Raw genomic sequence first — 22,044 nt, forward strand, 5'->3', positions numbered from 1 at the left:
ACAACAGCCAAAAAAAAGACGGACGTGGCGAATCAGCCCTGGTTCGCGGCCGTGGAGAGCGACACGAAGGCGAAGGTGCTGACCCTTTCCCAGACGGGCAGCAGCAGCCTCGGCTTAAAAAACAACGTTTTTGTTTCCCTGCTTCGCCACTTCTCGGACAAATACAACGCGCCGAAGGGCATCGTCGAGGTCAGGCAAAGCTACGGCAAAGTATTCGGCGGCGTCATCCGCCAGGCCAAGGACAACCCCTCGCTGGAACAGATCCTCATCTATACGAACGACGGAGAGATCGTCTATCCTTACGAGCACGCCGAACAGGACAAGCAGATCGTCCGCAAGCTCCTGAACCGGCCGGCAGACCCGTCGGATGCCGAACGGCCCGCCTACCTGACCAACCCGCTGACCGGCGATACGGACCTGCTCACCATCAAGCATTCCGACCTGACGAACTGGAATATTGCCGTCATGATTTCCAACAAAACGCTGCTCTCTCCACTGAACAAGTTTACCAGGCTTGCGATCCTGGCGACGCTCGTCATTATGATCTTCCTGATCGCCCTGTCGTACGCCGCCTCCAAGCGAATCACCCGGCCCCTTAGCGCGCTGAACAAGACGATCAAGTCGATCAGCCTCGAGTCGCTTGTCGCCGGCACCGCGGCGGAGCTCAACAGCGGGCTGAACGAATGGGACCGCCTGAACGCTTCGTTCGTCAAAATGAACGGCAGGCTCAAGGAATCGTTCGACCAGCTGCTCTTGTCCCGGACGCACGAGATGCAAGCGAAAATGACAGCGCTTCAGTCCCAGATGAATCCGCATTTCCTGTATAATTCGCTGGCGACCATCAGCGCCATGGCTTACGAGCAAATGAACGAGCAGATCATCGCCATGTGCGACAACTTATCGGACATGATGAGGTACATCTCGGCCGACGAGTCCGCGCTGGTCGATATGGAGACGGAGATCGGCTACACCGAAATGTACCTGAACTGCATGAAGCTTCGTTACGGCGACCTGCTCGCTTGCGCGACCGATCTGCCCGCTTCGATCCGGTCGGTGCGAGTGCCCAGGATCATGATCCAGCCGCTCGTGGAAAACGCCATCAAATACGGAACGAAGTCCAGTCCGCCGTGGGAAATCTCGATACGCGGCACCGTCGCGGACCGTCGCTGGCTTATTGAAGTCACGGACAACGGCCCCGGCTTCGGCGAGGAGGAGCTGTCGCGATTTTATGCGCAGGTGGAGGAGATGGAGCGAAGCCAGGTATTGCCCGCGCTGAAGCTGCAGGGCATGGGACTGCTCAATATTTTTATTCGGCTCAAGCTGCAATACGGGAGCCAGATGCTCTTCGATATTCGCAATTTGCCTGAACGCGGGACGACCGTCACGATCGGCGGCCCCCTAAACGCAAGATAAAGGTGGAGGAAACGTTGAACCCGATCCATGTCATCGTAGCGGAAGACGAGCCGTTGCTGCTGCGCACGCTCGCCAGCCAAATTCAAAGGACAGACGCCTTGTTCCAGGTCGTGCACGCCGCCGGAGACGGCGAGAGCGTGCTTCGCTTTATGGAGGGCGTTCAAGTCCCCGATATTTTGTTCACGGATATCCACATGCCCGTGCTGGACGGCATCGGCCTCATCCGGGCCGTCGAACGGGACTATCCCGCGGTCAAAAAAATCGTCATCAGCGGCTACAGCGAATTCGAATACGCCCATCAAGCTTTAAAAATGAACGTGATCGATTACTTGCTCAAGCCGCTTAAGATTCGGGAGCTGGAGAGCCTGCTCTCGCGGTTAAAAACGACCATCGACAGCGAAAGAGCGGCCTTGAAATCGCCCAGCGTGCTCGCCGGACGCCAGTATTCCGCGGAAGAGATCGTGAGGACGGTAGCGGACTTCATTAAAAACAACTATTCGCAGGAGCTCAGCCTGGAGGAGATCGCCCGGCAGTTCAACGTAAACGCGTCCCACCTGAGCAAAATCTTCCTGAAGTACAGCGGCGAGGCCCCCTCGAAATACATCATGTCCTTGCGGATCAACGAAGCCAAACAGCTGCTGTCGCTGAAGAAGGGGCTTTCCGTCAAAGAAATCGGCGAAGCGGTCGGTTATCCGGACCCTTATTATTTCAGTCGTATTTTTAAGCAATCGACCGGCATGACGCCGACCGAATACAGGAGCAGGCTGCCTTAAGCGATACATTCTTATGCAACGGCCATCGGCCACCTCCTCAGCCCGCCTTATGCCGCACGATTTCTCCAAGGCCTCGAATAACGTACAAGGCGACTCGCATATAAGAGGATGAGAAAAAAAAGACCGGCCGCGTCGGCGTGCAGCGCGTGCTTGTTTCCGATCGGCGGTCTTTGGGCGGGAGCGTGCACGATGGGCTTTATCAACCGTTTCTTTCTGAATGCCAACGGGGCTTTGACCTTCACGGGGAATACGCTCGGACTCAGCCGGTCCGAACGGGTCGGCGTGCCGGGCACCGTGGACAGTATCGGCGCTTTTACAACGACGAATACGGCCAGTCAGTTCGGTTCGTATCCGCCTGGCACGACGGATCTCTTTCAGAACAACTCCGCCTCGGCATTGCTCAATCTGCCCGCCGGCAGCACGGTGCTGTATGCCGAACTGATCTGGGGCGGCATGTACTTGAACAACGGCGTCGATCTAAGCGCGTTCATCAACAAGCCGGTCACCTTCACGACGCCAAAGGGAACGAGCGCCGTCAAGCCGGATCCCCGGACGGCATTTAACGTGCTATTGGCCGTAAGCAACAATTTTCCTGACGGGTACGCTTATACCCGTTCTGCCGATGTGACGGACCTGGTCGCGGCGGGCGGCGCCGGCACGTACACGACGGGAGGCGTGACGGGGACGCTGATCATCCCCGATCCGACCTCCAATCATGCCGGCTGGACGCTGGCCGTCGCTTACCGGAATCCCGCGCTTCCGCTGCGGAATTTATCGCTGCGGGTCGGCGCCGTCGTCATCCAGGCATCCTCCGGGCCGGTCAGCACGGTCGTTACCGGATTCGCCACACCGGTGATGGGGACGATCAACGGACGGATTCTGCTCAGCGCGCAGGAAGGCGACGCGAACAAGACCGGCGACCAGGCCTTGTTCGGCCCCACGGCCGCCTCGCTTGCCGTGCTTTCCGGACCGAACAATTTCGCGACCAACTTTTTTGCCTCCCAGATCAACAACGATGCCGGAGCCCTCGATACGACGGGAACGTTCGGAACGCGCAATCAAATAAACGGCACGCCGGGCGCCAATATCGTCGGCGGTAGGCAAGGCTACGACATTACGAACGTCAGCGCGGCCAGTACGCTCGTTCGCAATCAAACCTCGGCCGTTCTTCGGCTGAAAACCTCTGGAGACGGCTATCTGGTCAATGCCAACGGCATCCAGATCGACATCGATCAGCCGGTGCTGACGATCGCCAAGCGCGTCGACCAGACGGACGCCACCGTCGGAGATACGCTAACCTATACGCTGAAGGTCGCCAATACGGGGGGAGGTCACCGCGCTTGGCGCCGTCATCTCCGACACTCTTCCGGACGGCACCCGGTTTATTGCCGGCAGCGTCGTCCTGAACGGAACGCCCCAGCCGTTCGAGGATCCCTACCTCGGCATCTCGGTGGGCAATATCGAGCCCGGCGGCGCCGTGACGCTCTCTTATCAGGTTCGCGTCACGACGCTGCCCGACCCGGCGTTATTGACGGATCAAGGCAGCGTAGCTTTTTCGTACCGTACTACGGCCGACAGTCCGCTCTTGTCGACCTTTGTCCCGTCGAATCTGGTGAAGGTACCCGTCTTTCAACCGATACTCGAATTGGCCAAATCCGCCGACCAGTCGCAGGTAAGCGTCGGAGATACGATCACGTACACGCTGCTGCTGTCCAACGCGGGCAACATCGCGGCGCAGGCGGCGATTACCGACCCGACCCCGCCCGGCACCGCCTATGTCCCGGGCAGCGTGACGGTGAACGGGACGCCGCAGCCGTCCCAGAGTCCGATCGCCGGCATTAACGTCGGTGCGGTGGCGCCGGACGGAAGCGTTCGCGTGACGTTCCAGGTGACCGTAACCGCCAATCCGCCGGGCGGACTCATTCGCAATCAGTCCTTGGTCGACTTCACGTTCCGGACACCGGGCGGGCAGTCCGGAACGGGGAAGGTCGTCTCCGATCCGGTCGAGATCCCGGTATCGTCGCCGCTCGTGAACGTCTTCAAATCGGCATTGCCGCAGGCTGCGCTCGTTGGAGAGACGATCACTTATACGGTCGTCGCGCAAAACACGGGTGGTTCGCCAGCAATAGCCGCCACGCTGAGCGACCCCCTTCCAAGCGGATCGACCTTCGTGCCGGGCAGCGTCGTCGTGAATGGGACGCCGCAGCCCGCCGTCAATCCGTCCGCGGGCATCGCGCTTGGCACGATCCCTGCGGGGGGGAACGCTACGGTCACGTTCCAGGCGACGACGACCGCTTTGCCGGAGCCCCCTATCCTGAACAATCAGGCCATCGTTAAGTTCAATTCGGGCGGCTTCGAAGCCACAAGCGCTTCCGACGTCGTATCGGTGCCCGTCGTGCAGCCGCAGCTCGTCGTAGGCAAAAGCGGGGATCCGCAGTTCGTCGACGTCGGCGACACGATTAATTACAACGTATTCGTCTTTAACCCGAACGCATTTCCAGTCGATGTCGTCGTGTCCGATCCGCTCAGTCCGTTCGTTACCTTCAAGCCGGGAAGCGTCACGATCGACGGCATTCCCGCCCAGGCCGCGAGCCCGCTCGCGGGAATCGCCGTCGGCACGCTCCCGCCCTTCGGCACGTCCATTATCGCGTTCGCCGTCGTTCTGACTTCCGTACCGCCGGATCAACTGGTACGGAACACCTCAAACGCCACCTTCACGTTTACGCTGCCGGACGGACGCCGGATTACGGAGACGGCCGTCTCCAACGAGGTCGTCATTCAAGACCCGCTCACCAATATCGAGGTCATTAAAAATCCGAGCGCCACGGTCGCAACCCTGGGCGACGTCATTACCTACACCGTTCAGATCGTCAATCGCGGCATCGTTCCGCTCGAAGATGTCCGGTTTACAGATTCCGTGACGTTCGGGACGACATTCGTACCGGGAAGCTTTCGGCTGAACGGGGGCATCCTTCCCGGCGCCGTGCCTACGGAAGGCGTGGCGCTCGGAACGCTGGCGGTCGGCGAGGCTGCGGTCGTCACGTTCGACGAGCTGGTCGCTTCCGAACCGCCGTCGACCGTCGTTCAGGATCGATCGCAGGTGACGTATACGTTCACGAATACGACGTTCGCCGGATTCTCGAACCCGGTTGCCGTACAGGTCGTGCAGCCGAGAGTCACGGCCTTCAAGCAGGCGGTCCAGTCGCTCGTGACGGTGGGCGACGTCATCCACTATACGATCGAAGTGACCAATAACGGGGATCTGAACGTCGATGCCTTTGTGGTGGAAGACCTGCTGCCGCAGGGGACGGTGTTCGCGCAAAACAGCGTGCTGCTCGACAGTCAGCCGCTGCCGGGCGACACGCCGCAGACAGGCGTGCGGATCGGCACCGTCGGTCCCGGCCAGACGATGAGCTTCGTCTTCCACGTCCGGGTCGTGAGCATCCCGCCCGGCGGGCAGATCGTCAATCGGGCGCTTATCCGGTACGATTATTCGCTGCCGGACGGCAGGCTGTTCAGCGGTACGGCCGAGACGAACGAAGTCGTCGTGCAGGCGATCGCCGCTCCGGCGCCAAGGCTGCATAAAAGCGCCTCGCAGCGGGAGGTTGAAGTGGGAAGCCGGGTGGCGTTCTCCGTCGAAGTGTCCAATCCCACGCCGCTGGACTTTCGCAATCTCGTTCTGACCGATCGCGCGCCGCTCGGCCTGCAGTGGGTGCCGGGGACCGTGTCCGTCGGGGGGGAATCGCGGACTGCCGCAAGTCCGGATACGGGCATACCGCTCGGGTCGCTGTCTCCGGGGCAATCCGTCCTTGTCAAGTTCCAGGCGCTGGCGGCGTTCGATCCGCCCGATTCATCCGCGGAGAACGAGGCGGAGCTGCGCTTCGATTTTGCGTTCCCGAACGGCCGGACCGGAACCGGGACCGCGCGCTCCAACCGGGTCATCGTCGCCATCGTCGAACAAGAGGAATAGGCGCACAAAAAGCCCTCCCGTCGGCCAATCGCGGGAGGGCTTTGCCGCTCTCAGGTATCGAACGTCGAAGCCAGCATCGATTCGGAGCGCTCGATCCATTTGCCGTTCGTAAAATCGGGAAAAGCGACCGGCGCGCCGCCGGCGTGAACCGATTGCTCGGACAGCGCCGTGACAGCCATCCAGGTGGCCATATCGTAGACGTCGATCGGCGGACTCGTCCGCGACTTCACGGAATCCAGGAAATCGCGCAGCACCAAATAATCCATCCCGCCGTGGCCGCCCTTGACGCCGTCCTTCAAAAAAGCGCCGCCACACCGGATGCTCGTACCGTTCCAGGTACGAATCGAACGGCTCCCATTCATGCGCGGGACTCGCGCCGTCGATATAGATCGCGTTGCCGTCTTCCATCCAGACGCCCTTCGTGCCCTGCACCTGTCCGGCTCTGGAATAGGGCCTCGGCAGCGAAGTATCGTGCGTCAGCAGGATCGTCTCCCCATGGGCGCACTTCATCATCGTCGTGACGATGTCGCCGAGCTCGATCGGCGAACGCGCCGCTCGGTGCTCCGGCCCAAGATTTTCGCTCGCCCAGGCGTTGATGCCTCTCGCCTTGGAGGCGATCGAGGCGACGCTGACGATTCGGTTGCCGCGGTTGATATTGAGACAGGCCGCAGGCAAGCCAAGCCCGTGCGTCGGGTACAGATCGCCGTTGCGGTTCAAATAGTTATGAATGCGGTAATGCCGATTTTCGATCCCCGTCGCCACTTCCTCGCGCAGATCGTGCAGGTAGCCTCCCCGGCAGTGGATCAATTCGCCGAACAAGCCTTGCCTGACCATGTTCAGAACGGCCATTTCGCTGCGCCCGTAGCAGCAATTTTCCAGCAGCATGCACGGCACGCCGGTCGCTTCGGACGTCCGCACCAGCTCCCAGCATTCCTCGATCGACGCCGCGCCTCCGACTTCGGACCCGACGTACTTCCCCGCTCTCATCGCGGCGATGGCGATCTCCGCGTGACTCGTCCAGGAGGACGCCACGATGACCGCTTCGATGTCTTCCCGCGCCAGCAGCTCTTTATAATTTTGATACAGCGCAGGTACCGGGTGCGAAGCGCTCTGCGCATCCGCCGCCGCTTGACGCAGCCGATCTTCGTACAGATCGCTTACCGCGGCCACCTCGACGCCGTCCATTTCCCGAAGCAGGGCGAACAGGCTTTTCCCCCGTTGGCCCAAACCGATGACGCCGATCCGGACGTTCGCGGACGATGCTTGCATGCTTCCATCTCTCCCCCGACAAATTGTGAATTCCTGTTCAACACGATTATGCTATCATGAGCATAATCGGTTGTATTTGTCGTTCGTCGCGCTTAAGTTGTGAATTTCCGTTTCATGAAGAGGTGAGAAAGATGCCGACGGCATTTAAGCAGCCCCGCACTCGGCCTTTGGACGTCCGCGAATTCGCGCCAAGCGTTCACTATGCCGAATTTCAACGCATTCCGCCCGCCGGCGGCTCTTTGCGCCGCCTGTACGACAGCGAGCTGATGTACGTCTACTCGGGCAGCATCCGGGTGCATTTCGAGGACGAAGCTTCCCCCCCTCGCGTTGTTCGCGGGGGGATCTGCTCGTACTGCCTCCGGCCGTCGCGCACCGGATCGAGCTGACGGGCACGCCGGACACCCGTCTGCTCGGTCTTCACTTCGATCTGTACGACGAGGTGGAGATCGCGTTCGAGCACCAGCTGGTCATCAAGGAAGGGGAAAACGAGGAGGAGCGGATCGGCTACTGGCCGGTTGCCGCAAACGGGAGCATCCTCTTCGCGCGTCGTTACCGTTCGGTGCCATTGGAGCTCGTCGCTTGGCTGGAGCAAGCCGCCGAAGCCTACCACGCGAGCCGTCCCGCCGCTTCGCTCGCCTGCCGCGGCTATATGCAGCTGGTCCTGTCCGCGCTCGTCGGTCTCTCGCTCGAGGCGCAGCGCCGGACCGACACCGCCTATCAGAAGCGGCTGCTCGAATTGAGAGCGGATCTGCAGCAGAGCTTCCGGCTGCCGCATACGAATCGGACGCTGGCACAAAGGCTTAACGTCAGCGAGGACTATTTCATTCGCCTGTTCAAGCAGCTGTTCGGCGAGTCGCCGCAAAAATACGTGCAAAGGCTGCGCCATCAGGCGGCCAAGCGCTATCTGCTGGAAACGGACGAAAAAATCGAACGAATCGGGGCGCTCGTCGGTTACGACGACCTGCATAATTTCAGCCATGCGTTCAAAAAGTGGCAGGGCGTATCCCCCCAGCAGTACCGGAAGCGGTTCAGGGGCGGGGTGTCTTAGGGCGGCGATGCGGACTGATCCCGGCGGCGCTCGCTTTACAGCCTTTTCCGGTACTCTTTCCACACCCGGCGCAAATGCGCATAGTCCTCCTCGTCGAACGCTTCGCTGGAGGCCGCGATGCCCCCGATATAATAGGTGACCGGAATGCCAAGCAGCGGCTGAAGCTGCAGGTATTCCCGCCACCTTTTTTTTATCCGTCATCAGGTCGTTGTCGGGATCGATCAACCAGGCCGGATTGCACATGCGGGCGATGTCCGCCCGGTTGCGCATGATGCTCGCGACATCGAGCGACTCCCCGTCCAGATCGTTGAGCCGGAGCACGTCCGCAATGTCCGCAAAATAAGGATTGGCCGTATGCGCGATCAGCATGGCGTCCGGCTTGACGTCCTTCATTGCCTGATAGACAGCCTCAATATAGGCGCGCAGCAATTCGACGCCCCACGAGCTGCCCGCCGTACGAATGAGCTTGTCGCGGCCGGAGCCGAGCCGGGGATAAACATGCGCGGGATTGTCTTCGCTGAGCAGCGCCAGGCTGGTCGACAAGTAATTGCGGTAGGTTCTTCGCTCGGAAGCGACATTTTGCGTAAAGTCGATCTTGAAGCCGTCGGCGTTCAGACCGTCCGGCGCATTGCCGATCATCCTGCGGACCTGCTCCGCCATAATGTCCAGGTATCGCGCCGATGTCGGATCGGCGGCTACGACGCGGCCGTCCAGCGTCATGCAAGCCTCGTCGGGCAGCCCTTCGGCCAGCAAAGGGGGAATACCACAGCAGAACCCGGCGCCCGATTTCATGCTGCTCCTCGATGAATGCCCGCATATCGTTCCATTTCAACGGGTCCGGTGCGGCCAGCGCGTCCTGCTTCGCCCATTTATAATCGATGACGATCGTGCCGGGGCGAATGCCCTGCTCGTCCATAAGCGCGATATAAGAGCGGTATTTGTCCTCGGTCGCGTAGGCGCCGACATTCAGGAAATGTCCGCTTTCCGTGCCGTCATGATCCATGCGGTAGTCGTAGCGCTGCTGCCCCCATCCGCAAAACATCGGCTCCCGCCACCAGGCGGGCTGCGGCCGAACGGCAGCGGGCGCTGTACCCTCTTCCGGCTTCAAGACACCGGCCAGCGCCCGCACGTATTCATCGACGGCTTCGTTCTCCCCGGCCGCCGGCTTGAATCCGAACCGAAGTTCAGGCGTTCGAAAGCCCGCTTTGCCGACCGTCGTATGTCCCTCATAATCCAGTCTGAACGAAAAATCTCCGCCGGGCGAGACAGCATAATCGAAACCAAGGAAGTTGAAAGCGCCGGGTGCGGCGACGATGCCGCAGCTTACCCAGCGATCGCTCTGCTGCAGGGCATAGCAAAAGGGCGGCGGACTCAGCCACTGCTGACAGTTCAGCGAATCCTGCTCATCCGGCATGCGGTGCACGATCCCGACCGCCCAGTCGAACCGGGGCGCGTAGTAGCGTTCGAAGCCCGGCCGTCCCCCTTGCCAGTCCGGCGTTGAGGCTTCGTTGCCCGAATCCCCGGCAGCCTGCCAATCCGCGGCGAAGTAATAGACGTCGTCGATCCTTCTGCCCGCTCCGGTCACCGACACGCTGTAACGAACGGTATCGGCGTCGAAAGTAAAAATATACGTTTTTGTCGACCACGGCATGCCGCGACCAGCCGCAAACGCGAGCGTCAACCGGCTGCCGTCCCGCTGCTCGCGGACGAGCCTGAGCGTCCCGGCGTCCGCTCGATCCGGGTCGCCCAGCGCGTGTACGCGGGACTGGATCGGCAGACTCGCGATCGGTTGACTCGCGATCTTTTGACTCACAATCGGTTGACTCGCGATCGGCTCCAGCCCTCCGTTTCCGCCATCGGCCCGGCTGACCGCTTCTTCTTTTCTGCCGTACAGCCTCCACCGCTGCGCATCCAGATCGAACCGAGCCTCATAGTCTCTTGCCCGTACCGTCAGCTTGGCCCCGTCTTCCGCAAGGAGAACGACGTTTGCCTGTTCCATGCAGCGCCTCCTCCCGCTCAAGCCTTGATCGCGCCCGAGGTGAGACCTTGAACGAAAAACTTCATCGTGAAGCTGAACAGCACCATCAGCGGGACGGAGGCGAGCGACATCGCCGAGAACACCTGACCGTACAAAATCTGCTGCTGATCCATGAACCGGTACAGGCCGACCGTCAGCGTCATCTTGTGCTGGTCGGGCAGAACGAGCAGCGGCCAGAAGAAGTCGTTCCACGTATTAAGCACGGTCACGAGCCCCATCGACAGAATGATCGGCAGCGCAAAAGGAATGACCAGGCTGACAAAGCAGCGGAACTCGTTTCCTCCGTCGATCTTGATGCTCTCGAACAGCTCCTTGGGGATGCCTTCGAAAAAAGTGCGCATCACGAATATCGTCACGAGCTGCCCGCCGGCGATATAGGGGGAGCACGGCCGCCCAGGGCGTGTTGATGAGTCCCAGGTTTTTAACCAGCACGAACTGCGGGATGATCGTAAGCACGCCTGGAATCATCAAAAACAGCAGCAGTGTAAAAAACAACGCATTTTTGCCGTAAAACCGAAAGCGCGCAAAGGCGTAGGCGGACAAGGACGACACGATCAGCACGCCGACCGCGCTGATGGCCGAGATGACGCCGGAATTGATCATGTAGGTTTTGATTTTGCCAAGCGCGCTGCCGTAGTATTGAAATTGCGGCTCGATCGGAAAGCCGAAGAAGTTGCTCTGCAGCTCCGCGTTCGTCTTGACGGAGGAGATGAGCATAAAGTACAGCGGATACAGCGTACAAAACGCAAAAAAATAGCAGCAGCGCAATATTGACGGATCGCGAACCGAATTTTGTTTTCACGAGAAGCCTCCCTAGGTCCGCGCCTTCATAAAGCGCAGATTGAGTACGGTGAACAGCGCAATGATGAGGAAAAGGGTGACGCCCGCAGCCGAACCGATACCGAGCTTGCCATAGTTGAAGGCATTGTTGAACAGAAAAAGCCCCGGCACGGTCGTATCATAGCCCGGACCGCCCTTGGTCAGAATGTACTGGTCGCCGTACTGCTGGATGCCGCCGATCAGGACAAGGATGGTCGTCAGCTTAAGCTGGGGGAGGATGAGCGGCAGATCGATGCGCCAGAACACCTTCCATCCGCTTGCCCCGTCCATCCGCGCCGACTCGCGAAACGATTCGTCGAGCGACTGAAAACCCGCCAGATAAATCAGGAAACCGATCCCGCTGATCCAGGGAAAGCCCTTCATGAGCAGCGAGCCGATCGCGGTCGTCTGGCTCTCGCCCAGCCACACCCGCTGCCAGCTCTCCAGCCCGAGCGCTCCCAGCAGCATGTTCAGCATGCCGTTCGTCGGCTCGTAAAAAAAACAGCCAAAACAGCGTGGACACCATGCCCGGAATGACCATCGGGATAATGAAGGCAACCTTGATGAACCCTGCGAACCGGCTCGCGCCGAGCAGGTAGATCAGGTAGCCGGCGAACACGGAGATCCCTTGAAGGATCAGGAGCTGCCATCCCAGGAAGATCGCAAGCACCCGGAACGAGTCGATAAATACGTCGTTGGTGAAGATTTCTTTGTAATTGGCGAAGCCCGCGAAGGACGGATGGTAGTAGTTGCGCATGTTCCAATCCAGAAAGGAGATGCGGACCGCTTCGAAGGTCGGATACACCAAAAATACGCCGACAAATAAAAAGGTGGGCAACAGACAAAGATAGGCCGCCCTGGATTCCAGAAATCGCTGCGGTTTCATTCGCTTCACTTCCGTTCGATAGTTAAATGGATAGATCAATAGATCGATAGCCGGCTGAATCGATCGTGCGTTCGATCAGGATACGATCGGGAGGATAGAGCGCATCCTCCATCCTCCCGTTTCGTCAAAGCGTGTATGCGATTATTTCAAGTACGCCTCGACGCCCCACTCCGGATTCGCCTTGATCGCCGCGTCCGCGTATTTCTGCAGCGTCTTGGTGATGTCGCCGATGAACTGATCGGCCGTCAGTTTAATGTCCAGGTACTGCTGCTGGGCCTTGAAGAAGGCGTCGGACTGCTCCGGTTCGAACTTGAAGGCGGTGAACGAAACTTGCTTGATCGTGCCGAACGTATCGATGATCGGCTGAACCTGCTCGGGCGCCTGTACGCCCTTGACGACGGGAATGAGGAACAGCTCGTCGGTCATCAGCTTCGCGCCTCCGTTCGGGTCCGTCCAGAAGCGAAGCCAATCGAGCGCGGCTTGCAGCTTGCCGTCCTTCTCCGCCTTGGCCGTAATCGCCACGTAGGCTTCTCCGCCCATTACATAGTTGTACCGTTCCTCCCCGCCAAGCTGCGAGTATGCCTTGTCCAAATAAGGGATCGGCGCGATGCCGTAGTCGACGGACAGCTTGTTCTGCAGATGCTGGTTCGGATACCAGCTGCCGTTCAGCGCCATCGCCGATTTGCCGTCGTTGAACAGGCTCTCGAATTCCCAGCTGGCCGTATTGAAGCCTTCGTTGTAATACGGCGACAAGTCCTTGATCACTCTTGCGTATTCCTTAAGCTCCGGCGAATCCTTCGTCACCATGCCGTTCTTGACCGCGAGCGCCCATTCGTCCGTGCCGACGTAGCCGTCCTTGTTAATGACGTCGAGCTGCTCGAGCTTCGGCTTCCACAGGTAGCCCCAGAGATCGGTGGCGAGCCAGCCCAGATTCCAGTCCATCGAATTCTGAATGCTGAAGCCCGTATAGCCGGCGTCTTTGGCCTTCTGCGCGACCGCGAGCAGCTCCGTGATCGTCTTCGGCGGCTCGGCGACGCCGATCTCGCTGAATATTTTTTTTGTTGTAGTACAGGTTGACGGTCGTCAGTTGAATCGGAATGCCGTACAGCTTCTCCGGCGGCGTCTTGTCCGTCGCGGATTCAAGCACCCCGTCGACGAACGAGCTGCGCCAGGGCGCATTCGTGAACCGGCTCGCTTCGTCCATATGCGGGAACAGGTTGACGATCCAGCCGTTTTTGAACCAGGCCGACTTGTCCGACGGCCCGCCCATGATAATGTCCGCTTCGGTGCCCGCGACAAACTGCGCATCCAGGTATTTATCGAATTCGGCTGCGGGCACGTATTGAAGCTTGACCGTGTGGCCGGTTTTCTCCTTGAACGCCGCCGCCATCTTCTCATAGGCCGGCCAGGAGAACTCACCCTGGGAGTAGACCATCGTCAGCGTTTTGGGCTCGGCGTCTTGCGACGCGCTTCCTGTCTGGTCGGGCGAAGCCGACGCGCCGGACGCTTCGGCGCTCGACGGCGGCTGGCTGCCGCCGCTCGCCTCGTTGTTATTCGCCGCATTGGAGCAGCCCGCCATCGCGAGCGACAGGCTGATCGCGGACAGCATAAGGATGGATTTTCGGTTCAACTTGGGTATCCCCTTTTCGTATGTGGTGGTGTGCCTCTTAAATATAGAGAGCGGGGAAAAGGCAAACAATGAGGCGGAATCTAGATTTCATTTGCGTTTTTTGGAGGTTGCGGCGGGCGAAAAAGAGACTGCCGGACATGCGAAAGAAGCCCGCAGCATGACGCTTTGCGGACTTCGATCGCTTCCTCTCGACCCTCCCCCTACGACTGCTGATCGGCGTCAGGCGCCGCGATCCTGCGCAGCTCGAACAGGCGCGCCTGATGGCGCTTCGGCAGTCCGACCCGCAGGACGCCGTCCGCCGCTTCGTAGCCGTACGGGACGGCCATGTCCGTCCCTGCCGGATAAAGCTGCCTGACGTCTGCTGCCCGGCCGATCCAGCCTTTGATGGGAAGCGCCGCCGTCGTCTCCTCGCCGCCGTCCAGCCGCCAGACCGCCAACAGGATCCGGTCGCCGTTCATGCTCGCGAGGCCGACGCTGTTCCAGCCGGCGGTGTCGGATATCGACCGAAAACCTAGCGGCCACACCGGATGCGAGTCGCGGATATGCGCCCGCTCGGCTTTATAAAGCGATACCGCTTCCTTAATCAGGGCTTGGTTGCGCGCGTCCGCCTTGTCCACCCGGCCCGACAAATACAGATTGCCGCACAGCCCGCTCACCATGTTAAAAACCGTCTGCTCGCCGTCCGCCATCTCCCGCCGGTACGCTTCGTCGTCCAGCAGCGCCGGCCGGTCGCGATGCGAGGCCGGCAGCGGATAAGGATAGGCCCATACCCCGTTCTGCTCCGGCAGAACGGCCGCCAGCATGCCGCCCAGGACGGACGGATACTTTCGGTAATCCTCCTGGTCGCTCGAGCTGACCATGTGCACATGGGACAGCAAGCCACAATCGGCGCGCATGCCGCCCGACGCGCAGCCTTCGACGATCAGCTTGGGGTGCCGCGCCCGCACCTCATCGAGGAACGCGTAGACCGCCCGGATGTGACGGATCAGTCCGTCTGCCGCCGAATCGCCCTGCGTATCGTCGCCGGAGCCGATGCAGCCGTTGTAGTCGTTTTTAATAAAGCCCACGCCCATCGCCGCCAGTCTGTCGATGACGTCGTGCATATACTTCCGCACGTCGGGGTGGGAGAAGTTCATAAACCAGCGTTCCCCGCCGCCGACTCTGCGGCCGTTGCGCCGCAGAAACCAATCGTCCGGCTTCGACGCCAGCGCCGCGTTTTCCCCGCACACCTCCAGCTCCAGCCAGACGCCGGGGATCATCCCCGCGTCGCGGATCAGCCGCAGGATGCCCGGCAGTCCGCCGCTGCCGAAGCGCGTCCCGTCGGGCTGCCAGTCCCCGAGCGACGCGCCCCAATAAGCGCCCGGCGCGGCGAACCAGCCGGCATCGATGCAGAAGACCTCCATGCCGAGCGCCGCCGCCTCGCGGATCAGGGGCAGGAGCTTGCCGGTCGAAGGATCGGCCCACAGGCCGTTCATATAGTCGTTGAAGACGACGGGGAATTCCCCCTCCCATGCGGGCGCCGGCTTCAGGCGGGTGCGCCTGTACGCCGTCAATTCGCGTACCGCCTCCTCGATGCCGCCCATGCAGCAGCCGATCGCAGCGGGCATCGTCGTGAAGCGCTCCTGCGGCCCCAACGTTTTGGTCCAGCCGCCGAAGCCTTCGCTGGCGGCGTCGACCTGCAGGTACAGGCTATCGCGGCCGATATAAGCGCCCTCATGCCGGTTGCCGAGCTCGATATGCCAGTTGGACGAGGTCTCGGCCTGCGCATACCAGACGGCGCCGGTGCGCGTATCCTCCACGACGACCATCGGCAGGAAGCGGCCGGTGCTCCAGCTGCCCCGCGATTCCCAATGCGCGGCATGGGACATCGAATAAGGCGCCGTGCGGTAGAGGCCCAGCCGGTCCGTATCGTCGCAGCGCCACTGCCCTTCGCCGCTCCACGCCTGCCGCCAGTAATGCACCTTGATCCTGCCGGGCTCGGACCAGTCGCCCGCGCCGCCGAGACCGATGCCCTGCAACGCGAGCGAGGACAAATGCGTCAGCACGACGGGCCGATCGCCGTCGTTGCTGACCGTCGTCGTCTGCCGGATGACCGCAGCGCCGGGTACGAATTCCATATCCGCCACGAAGCGCAGCTTCAGTCCTTCGTGCCGGTAGTGCAGGCGCAGTCCGCTGTCCGTCTCTTCCAATTCCGACACGATCAGCTGCTCCGCCAGCAGCGCGTGTCCCGTGGCGAGCCCCGGGTGAACGCCGTGGGGCAAGCCCGCCGCGGCAGCCTGCACGACGGCGGCCGCGGCGTACCTCCCTTCCGGTTCCCAGGCCAGGCTGATCGGCTGAAATACATCCTGCCTCAGCTTGCCTGCCCCTTCTTCCCGCAAAAATCCGATTCTCATCCGTTCATGCTTCCATTCCAGACGCTCCATGCCCCGCGCTCCTTACTGTCCGGTCGCGTAGTCGATCACCTGAATCGAGTTCAAGAAACCCCACGTATACGCGACCGCGTGAATATCGATTTTTAAATAGACGGTCGTTTGTCCTTGCGCCACGGTCGTCAGATCGAGCGTGCGGATCGTATCGTAATTGCCCGAAGCCGTCGTCGGCAGGCTGCCGACCAGCGCCATGTCGCTCGTGCTCGCGCCCGCATAGAAGCGGATGTCCGCGATCCGATTGTCGTCGATGTACAGCGTTCTTCCGCTGAATCGCAGCTCGAGCTTCTTAAAGCCGTCCGTGTCCGTGCTGTCCAGCTTGTAGATGACATAGCCGTCCTGCTTGCCGCCCGAGCCGTCGGGCGTGCCGGTCAGCCCCATATTCGGCAGACTCTCATGCAGCAGCTCGTTTTGCAGTTGAACCACCTCGTAGGCGCCGATGTCACCGGCAGACACCGGTCCTGCCGGCAGCGACTGGAAGTCCTCCTCGACGAGCGAGACCGGCTGGGCTACCGTAACGTTAAAGGTGCGGGTCAGCGTCGTTGCCTCAAAAGCGACCTCGACCGTGATCGCCGCGGTGCCGTAAGCGGCGGCTGTCAGCGTCCCGTCGGCGGCGACGGATGCGACCGCGGCATTGCTGCTCGTATAGGTCGCGGCGTACAGCGAAGGATCGAGCGCATAATCCTGGTCGTTGTACGCGGCGACTCCGATCGCGAACGTATCCCCCCAGGCCCATCAGCCGGTCCCCGGTGGACAGTTCGACGCGATCGAGCGCCTGGGCGTAGACCGTCACGGCAACGCTGCCTGTGGCGACGACGACGCCGTTGACCGACACGTACGCCTTGATCTCTCCCGTACCCGGCCGGATCGCCCGCACGCCGCCCGAAGTACGGGCGAAAACGCCGTTGTCGTCCCATACGTAAGCGACTTTGGCTTCCTCCAGGTTGACGGCATCCCCGTTGTCGTAGGTCGCGCTCAGCGTCAGCGGCACGTCCTGCCCTTCGAACACGGCGCCGGCGCCGAGACTCAGCGCCGCCGCGTCAAGCTGACGCGGTCCCGTTTGCAGCTTCGTAAACTTCATGCCGTTCAGCGACGCCCAGGTGTCGGAAGTGTTCGTCGTCATCACGACCCGAACGTAAACGACGCTCGTATTCAGGCTGACGAGATCAAGCTTGACATCGCGCAACTGGTTGTAATTGTTGTTGTCCGCGTTGTCGGCAATCTCTCCGACCTTCTGCCAGCTGCCGCCTGCGCCTGTCGGACTGATCTCCCATTCGACCGTCGAGCCCAGGATCGCGCGTCCGCTGTACTGGATCGCCGCCAATGTGAACGGCTCGTCGCTCTCGAACTTCCATTCGACGATGCCGGGCTGGCTGATATCGCCCGGCCGCAGCACGCGGTCCTGAATATTCGAGTCCAGCCGCGTCTCGACGACGTTCTGCACCGCGTATGCCCGGTCGCGCCACGACTCGCTGCCGTCCTCGAAGTTCTCGTTCAGCAGCGAATCGTACGTTTCCGAGATATCCAGGAGCCGCTTTTCTCTGCCGGAGGCGACGTACGGACTGTAGCGAACCGTAACCTCGTCTCCGACCTGGAAGCCCCAGTCGTCGATCTTCGCCGTGAACAGGCTGACGCCCGTCGCCCTCGGGGATTTGAACTGGCTGTCCTGCCCGAGCTCGAAGCGGTACGCATGGTTTTGCGCATCGCGCAGCTCCATGTAGGCGTTGCGCAGCTCGCCGTTCACTTCAATCGGTTCGATCGCCGTAATCGCGCCGTATACCGTGCCGTAATAAGCCTTGATGCCGGTAATCTCATTGTCGCCGTTCAGCGTGAGTTGGAGCAGATCGCCGTATTCGAGCATCTCGGCCGGCACGGCCAGCAGATCCTGATCCGCGGCGCCTTCGGGTCCGCGCCGGATGGTCGCGCCGGCTGCGAGCTTCAGCTCGACCGCGCTCGCGTATTCGCCGATCTGCGGATCCTGGGACTGAATCGCGATCGATTCGCCCGACGCGGACGCGCCGTACATTTTCGCCTCGAACGCGGAGGGATAATGCTTGACCGCGTCTCCCTGCGCCGACAGCGCGAATGCCGCCTGGCCGCCGATCGCGGCGACCGCTCCGGCATCCCCGGCTTGCGCAGGCGCAAGCTCGTACTGTCCGCCGCCGAGCGCGACCGCTTTGTAGTAAGCGGCAGTCGCCCCGTTCAACGTGACGGCGACATCGGTGTCCGCGTCCGCCTCCAGGCTGAATCGGACCGACGCGCCGACCTCGTACAGCGTCGCGCGGACGATCGTCTCCGCGCTGCCCGTGTCAAGCGACAGCGGATAGTTGCCCAGGCTGCCGAAGCCCTTGACCACGAACTTGGCCGGCAGCAGCTGCGACATGGCGGCCAGCAGCGACCTGTAAGCGTCGCCGTAGTAGCCTTTGTCGTACTGCGCCTTGATCGCCGCATAAGCCGCGGTCTGTCCCGCCTGCCCGGCGTACTTGCTCATCAGGCGCTCGATATCGGCGCGGTAAGTGACCCAAAGGTTTCTTTCCCGAAGCTGCTTCAACGTATATTGAAAGCCGTTCAAGTGACCGCTCGTTTCGCCCAGTGCGACCGAGATTTTCACCCCGGACAGCGCCACCCAATTGTCCAGACTGGCTACGCTCGGCGTGTACAACCGAATCCGGACGTACGCGACATCGCTTGCCGGATCGAGTTGGCTGCGGGCTTCGACATGCGCCGTCGACCGGAAGCCGTATACGGTGCCTGCCGCCGACAGATCGTTCAGCGCGTTGCCTGCCCACACCTCGATCTTGCACCCGCCGCAGAGCTCGTGCAGATTGCGGCCCGTCAGGTCGACGAGCAGCCCGTTGGACAAAGGAACGCCCTGATTGTCCACCTTAAAGGTCAAGTATCCGCCGCCGGCGTCCGTCGTATCGGCGCTGACGACATAGCGCTCCTGCAGCAGGCTCCGCTTGACATGGCTGGCTTCGACGAGGGTGGCCGAGAGCGTCAGCGCCTGCTCGTCTTCTAAATCGTAATCGATCTTCACCTTCCCGTAGGCGGGCGTCTCATGAAGCGCGTCCATCTCTCCGTCGACGGCGCGTACAAGGCTGTCGTCGCCGCCCCGGAAGTTGTAGATCGTCGCATGATCGGCGCCCGACGCGTACGCTTGCGGCAAAAATTCAAAGTTTTGCATCGCGCTTCGCTCCGCGTTGACGTCGGCGAATTTGCCCCGCGCCGCAATATAGCTGAGGTAGCGCTCGTCGATTTGATCGTCCCACTCGCCGCCGTAACGAATGTCGTTGACCATATGGGATTCCCACAACGCCTGACGCTCCTCCAGCGCCGGATACTTGGCATACGGGAATATATGCGTGTACGCGTTCTCGATCAGCTGACTGTCGGGTTCGAGCACCTGGCCGTTGTCCACGACGATCGCATTGTAGCCGTAGCCGTCCGCCATCGCCCCGGCCGTGTCCGAGATATAATCGTTCATGTTTTTGGCCAGCCATCGAAGCTCTGCGGCGGACAAGCCGTCGGCCGGATCGAGCGTCACGCCGTCCGCGGCCGCCGCGGCGATGACCTGAGGACCGAAATCCCCGGCCCCCTGCGGGGAAGGATTGAGGGCAAAGTACGGCCAGTACCAAGGCTCGTTTTCGGTGAATACGACGATCGGAGGCAGCGCTTCGCCTTCCGCCTTCATCTCTCCGGTCCGCTGCGACAGATACGACGTTACGCTCCTGATCTTTTCCTCGCGGACTTCGTTGTAGTGGGCGTTGTTCATCGTCAGCCACGGCGTATTCCCGAAGACGTTGGGCGTCGTCAATTTCCAATGGCCTCGTCCGTCCGTGTCCAGCGGGTCGTACACGACCTGCTGGTACGGCAGATCCCGCCAGTAGCCGCCCAAGCCGTCGGGACCGGTCGGCGTGCCGTCCCACCAGGCGTCGACGCTCAGATGGATCGGAAGGCCCGAGTCGGCCGACAACCGGATCAGGTAGTCGAGCCGGCGCTTCATCTCCGCGCTGCTCCAGTGCATATAAAAGATATCGAAGACAACTGATATCCGGTACATGTCATAGTTGGCATAGGTCGCCTTGAGTCCGTTCAAAATCGCCAGATCGGCTGCATAATCGTTCCAGCCGATGTTCGGCTTGAACAAACCGACGGTCATCGGCCGATAGATTTGCTCCTCCTCCAGCAAGTCGGCGAAGTCGCTGTAGGCCCATACTTTGGCGAAATGCACCCTGGTCTGCGTCTCGTTGCGCAGCGTCAGCGTCAGCGACGAGGCATTGCCTACGATCGCTGCGCTCAGCTCGATAAAGTAGTGATTCGGTCCCGCGGACGCCTCGCGGTACGTTCTGAGATAAATCTCCTGCCCGTTCGCAAGCACCGTATACGCGAAAGCCTCCGGATTGCGCCGGTGAATCTCCTCGATCTCCACGGTCGCCGGCGCGTTCGGCGTCAAGCCGTGAAGCGTGAAGGCGATCGTCGCGCCTTCGCCTTCCATGTACCGAACCGCGTAGGTGTCGTGAAGCTCGCCGACATCGGCGTCCAGCTCGGTCGTGCCGCCCGTCCCGGTCGCGACCAGACCGGCGAGTTCCTCTTCGTCCTCCCGTCCGAAAGCGAGCGCCGACACTTTAGAAGGAGCGGTCTCCTGCACGGGGGGGATCGTCGGGCTCGGTTCCGACCTGGCCTCCGCCGCCTGTGTCCGACGGTGAACCGGTCGTTCCGTCTGCCGCTGCCGGCGGCTTGCGGAATTCGACGCGCTGCGCTGCGTTGTCCAGTTGGCCGATGCTCGTCGCCTCATCCTGCGAGACGATGCTGCCGGCGGCGGACGGCAGCATGCGCAGCCGATCGATCTTTACGGCCGTCAGCGACAGCTTCGTCTTCGGCGACGCCAACTGAACGACGGCGAGCTGCGAGTCTCGGATCGCGATGCCGCTGTCCGGACTCCCTTGCACCAGCACCCGGCCGCTTACCGTTACGTGGTCGAGCGACACTTCGCCCGTCCGGATTCCCGGAGCCAGGATCAGATCGCCCTCGACGACCAGGTTCTGCAGCCGGACCGGCGCGCGATTCACGACGACGTTGCCCTGCACCGTCGCATCGCTCAGTCCCTCGGCCCCGATCATTCGACGCACGACGTTGTCGAGCACCTTGATCATCTCTGCTCTCGTCATGGCGGCCTTGGGCGCGAATTGGTCCATTCCCCGACCGTTCATATAGCCGCGGCCGAGCATGGATTCGACGGAAGCGCTTGCCCACGGGGCGATCCCGCCGGCGTCGGAGGAGCGCTTCGCTTCCGTTGGCCCCGGCTCTACGTCGAACGCCAAGGCGATGAGCTTGGCCGCCTCCTCGCGCGTGATCGGCCGGTCGGGCATGAACAGCCCGCTGCCCGTCCCGTTCACGATGCCCGCGGCGGATGCGCCCGCCAGCGCCTTGCGGTAATAGGCATTGTCCGGCACATCCTTGTAGGCTGCCTCCGATCCGCCCTCAAAGCCGAACACCCGGTCGAGCAGCACGATAAATTCGGCTCTCGTCAGCGGCCGGTCCGGTTTGAGACTGCCGTCCGGATAACCGCTCACGATGCCGTAATCCTGCCATCTGCGAAGCTCTTGCTCGGCCCAGTGTCCGGCTGCGTCCGGGTCCGGCTTGCGTCCCGATCGGCTGTGCCGATATTTCTGTCTCCTGCTGCTGCGCAAAGGACCGACCCGCCGTCCCCGTTCCGGCAAGCCCCGAAACCAGGATGACGACAATGCACAAAACGCTTATCCATTTTCTAAC

At 61.4% G+C, this 22,044-nt stretch carries 16 protein-coding genes and 2 pseudogenes; 7 read left to right on the plus strand and 11 right to left on the minus strand.

Features of this window, described 5'->3' with window-relative positions; all coding sequences use genetic code 11:
* Positions 1 to 24: 24 nt before the first annotated feature.
* The 4 genes and pseudogenes from OMP40_RS00985 to OMP40_RS01000 all read left to right on the plus strand — a co-directional run bounded on the left by OMP40_RS00985 (position 25) and on the right by OMP40_RS01000 (position 6,156).
* On the plus strand, positions 25 to 1,413 hold the full coding sequence (locus OMP40_RS00985) for a sensor histidine kinase (protein ID WP_277528423.1): 1,389 nt from the start codon (positions 25 to 27) through the stop codon (positions 1,411 to 1,413).
* A gap of 14 nt (positions 1,414 to 1,427) precedes the next feature.
* Complete coding sequence (locus tag OMP40_RS00990) at positions 1,428 to 2,186, plus strand: response regulator transcription factor (protein WP_277528426.1); 759 nt, start codon at positions 1,428 to 1,430, stop codon at positions 2,184 to 2,186.
* 855 nt (positions 2,187 to 3,041) lie between these two features.
* A pseudogene (locus OMP40_RS00995) lies at positions 3,042 to 3,479 on the plus strand (hypothetical protein); the annotation flags it as partial.
* A gap of 352 nt (positions 3,480 to 3,831) precedes the next feature.
* The gene (locus tag OMP40_RS01000) at positions 3,832 to 6,156 is read left to right on the plus strand and encodes a DUF11 domain-containing protein (protein ID WP_277528428.1); all 2,325 of its coding nucleotides are present in this window, start codon (positions 3,832 to 3,834) and stop codon (positions 6,154 to 6,156) included.
* On the opposite strand, the gene OMP40_RS01005 is transcribed toward OMP40_RS01000, so the two are convergent.
* Positions 6,037 to 7,425 carry a Gfo/Idh/MocA family protein gene (locus tag OMP40_RS01005; RefSeq protein WP_277528430.1) on the minus strand — a complete coding sequence of 463 codons (1,389 nt, stop codon included), beginning with the start codon at positions 7,423 to 7,425 and terminating at the stop codon, positions 6,037 to 6,039. The two genes, OMP40_RS01000 and OMP40_RS01005, sit on opposite strands and share 120 nt — an antisense overlap.
* 131 nt (positions 7,426 to 7,556) lie before the next feature.
* Here OMP40_RS01005 and OMP40_RS01010 point away from each other — a divergent pair, with 131 nt between their 5' ends.
* Both OMP40_RS01010 and OMP40_RS01015 read left to right on the plus strand, forming a co-directional pair.
* Complete coding sequence (locus OMP40_RS01010) at positions 7,557 to 7,811, plus strand: hypothetical protein (RefSeq protein ID WP_277528433.1); 255 nt, start codon at positions 7,557 to 7,559, stop codon at positions 7,809 to 7,811.
* Between the two features lie 53 nt (positions 7,812 to 7,864).
* Positions 7,865 to 8,473: a helix-turn-helix domain-containing protein gene (locus OMP40_RS01015; protein WP_277528435.1), complete on the plus strand. Its 609-nt coding sequence runs from the start codon at positions 7,865 to 7,867 to the stop codon at positions 8,471 to 8,473.
* A gap of 409 nt (positions 8,474 to 8,882) precedes the next feature.
* On the opposite strand, the gene OMP40_RS01020 is transcribed toward OMP40_RS01015, so the two are convergent.
* The 4 genes from OMP40_RS01020 to OMP40_RS01035 form a co-directional block, all read right to left on the minus strand.
* On the minus strand, positions 8,883 to 10,472 hold the full coding sequence (locus OMP40_RS01020) for an alpha-amylase family protein (protein ID WP_277528436.1): 1,590 nt from the start codon (positions 10,470 to 10,472) through the stop codon (positions 8,883 to 8,885).
* Positions 10,473 to 10,489: 17 nt separating this feature from the next.
* Positions 10,490 to 10,867: a carbohydrate ABC transporter permease gene (locus OMP40_RS01025; RefSeq protein ID WP_277528438.1), complete on the minus strand. Its 378-nt coding sequence runs from the start codon at positions 10,865 to 10,867 to the stop codon at positions 10,490 to 10,492.
* Between the two features lie 65 nt (positions 10,868 to 10,932).
* Positions 10,933 to 11,313 (minus strand): hypothetical protein, encoded by a 381-nt coding sequence (locus OMP40_RS01030; protein ID WP_277528440.1) that lies wholly within the window; start codon positions 11,311 to 11,313, stop codon positions 10,933 to 10,935.
* An 11-nt stretch (positions 11,314 to 11,324) separates the two neighbouring features.
* Positions 11,325 to 11,807, minus strand: a complete 483-nt coding sequence (locus OMP40_RS01035; protein ID WP_277528442.1) for a carbohydrate ABC transporter permease — start codon at positions 11,805 to 11,807, stop codon at positions 11,325 to 11,327.
* Between the two features lie 151 nt (positions 11,808 to 11,958).
* Between OMP40_RS01035 and OMP40_RS01040 the strand changes: the two genes are divergently transcribed.
* Positions 11,959 to 12,156, plus strand: a complete 198-nt coding sequence (locus OMP40_RS01040; RefSeq protein WP_277528444.1) for a hypothetical protein — start codon at positions 11,959 to 11,961, stop codon at positions 12,154 to 12,156.
* 201 nt (positions 12,157 to 12,357) lie between these two features.
* Here OMP40_RS01040 and OMP40_RS01045 read toward each other — a convergent pair whose 3' ends face one another.
* From OMP40_RS01045 to OMP40_RS01070, 6 genes and pseudogenes are all read right to left on the minus strand, one after another.
* On the minus strand, positions 12,358 to 13,269 hold the full coding sequence (locus tag OMP40_RS01045; protein ID WP_338131011.1) for an ABC transporter substrate-binding protein: 912 nt from the start codon (positions 13,267 to 13,269) through the stop codon (positions 12,358 to 12,360).
* Between the two features lie 7 nt (positions 13,270 to 13,276).
* Positions 13,277 to 13,825, minus strand: a pseudogene (locus OMP40_RS39645) (extracellular solute-binding protein); the annotation flags it as partial.
* 221 nt (positions 13,826 to 14,046) lie between these two features.
* Positions 14,047 to 16,269 (minus strand): glycoside hydrolase family 36 protein, encoded by a 2,223-nt coding sequence (locus OMP40_RS01055; RefSeq protein ID WP_277528446.1) that lies wholly within the window; start codon positions 16,267 to 16,269, stop codon positions 14,047 to 14,049.
* 12 nt (positions 16,270 to 16,281) lie between these two features.
* The gene (locus tag OMP40_RS01060) at positions 16,282 to 16,728 is read right to left on the minus strand and encodes a hypothetical protein (RefSeq protein ID WP_277528448.1); all 447 of its coding nucleotides are present in this window, start codon (positions 16,726 to 16,728) and stop codon (positions 16,282 to 16,284) included.
* Between the two features lie 91 nt (positions 16,729 to 16,819).
* Positions 16,820 to 20,896, minus strand: a complete 4,077-nt coding sequence (locus OMP40_RS01065; RefSeq protein ID WP_277528450.1) for a hypothetical protein — start codon at positions 20,894 to 20,896, stop codon at positions 16,820 to 16,822.
* A 1-nt stretch (position 20,897) separates the two neighbouring features.
* Positions 20,898 to 21,962, minus strand: coding sequence for an S-layer homology domain-containing protein (locus tag OMP40_RS01070; RefSeq protein ID WP_277528451.1), 1,065 nt, complete (start codon positions 21,960 to 21,962; stop codon positions 20,898 to 20,900).
* Positions 21,963 to 22,044: the final 82 nt, after the last annotated feature.

The sequence above is a fragment of the Cohnella rhizosphaerae genome, assembly GCF_029525575.1.
Classification (GTDB): Bacteria; Bacillota; Bacilli; order Paenibacillales; family Paenibacillaceae; genus Cohnella; species Cohnella rhizosphaerae.

Excerpts from the sequence above, each read along its gene's own strand:
- OMP40_RS01005 (WP_277528430.1), bottom strand. The coding sequence starts at position 7,425 with ATGCAAGCATCGTCCGCGAACGTCCGGATCGGCGTCATCGGTTTGGGC.
- OMP40_RS01010 (WP_277528433.1), top strand. The coding sequence starts at position 7,557 with ATGCCGACGGCATTTAAGCAGCCCCGCACTCGGCCTTTGGACGTCCGC.
- OMP40_RS01020 (WP_277528436.1), bottom strand. The coding sequence starts at position 10,472 with ATGGAACAGGCAAACGTCGTTCTCCTTGCGGAAGACGGGGCCAAGCTG.
- OMP40_RS01035 (WP_277528442.1), bottom strand. The coding sequence starts at position 11,807 with ATGCTGAACATGCTGCTGGGAGCGCTCGGGCTGGAGAGCTGGCAGCGG.
- OMP40_RS01055 (WP_277528446.1), bottom strand. The coding sequence starts at position 16,269 with ATGGAGCGTCTGGAATGGAAGCATGAACGGATGAGAATCGGATTTTTG.